Source organism: Staphylococcus sp. EG-SA-2, assembly GCF_017152085.1.
This window is the reverse complement of the sequence record NZ_JACYHC010000006.1, coordinates 1-584: the sequence shown is the minus strand read 5'-3', so window position 1 is coordinate 584 and position 584 is coordinate 1. Positions and strand designations below refer to the sequence as shown.

1 pseudogene is annotated in these 584 nt (G+C 35.4%); it reads right to left on the bottom strand.

The window, feature by feature from the left end:
• Nucleotides 1-584, bottom strand: a pseudogene (gene spa / locus IDG60_RS00035) (staphylococcal protein A); the annotation flags it as partial.

Genomic DNA, 584 nt, shown 5'->3' with positions numbered 1-584 from the left:
CGTTTAAGTTAGGTAAATGTAAGATTTCATAGAAAGCATTTTGTTGTTCTTTGTTGAATTTGTTATCCGCTTTCGGTGCTTGAGATTCATTTAACTTTTTAGCTTCTGACAATAGGTTAGCACTTTGGCTTGGGTCATCTTTTAAGCTTTGGATGAAACCATTGCGTTGTTCTTCGTTTAAGTTAGGCATATTCAAGATTTCATAGAAAGCATTTTGTTGTTCTTTGTTGAAATTGTTATCAGCTTTCGGTGCTTGAGATTCGTTTAATTTTTTAGCTTCACCTAAAACATTAGTGCTTTGGCTTGGGTCGTCTTTAAGACTTTGAATGAAGCCGTTACGTTGCGCTTCGTTTAAGTTAGGCATGTTCAAGATTTCATAGAAGGCGCTTTGTTGATCTTTGTTGAAGTTATTTTGTTGCGCATCAGCTTTTGGAGCTTGAGAGTCATTAAGTTTTTGAGCTTCACCTAAAACGTTAGCACTTTGGCTTGGATCATCTTTAAGGCTTTGGATAAAACCATTACGTTGATCAGCGTTTAAGTTAGGCATATTTAACACTTGATAAAAAGCATTTTGTTGAGCTTCA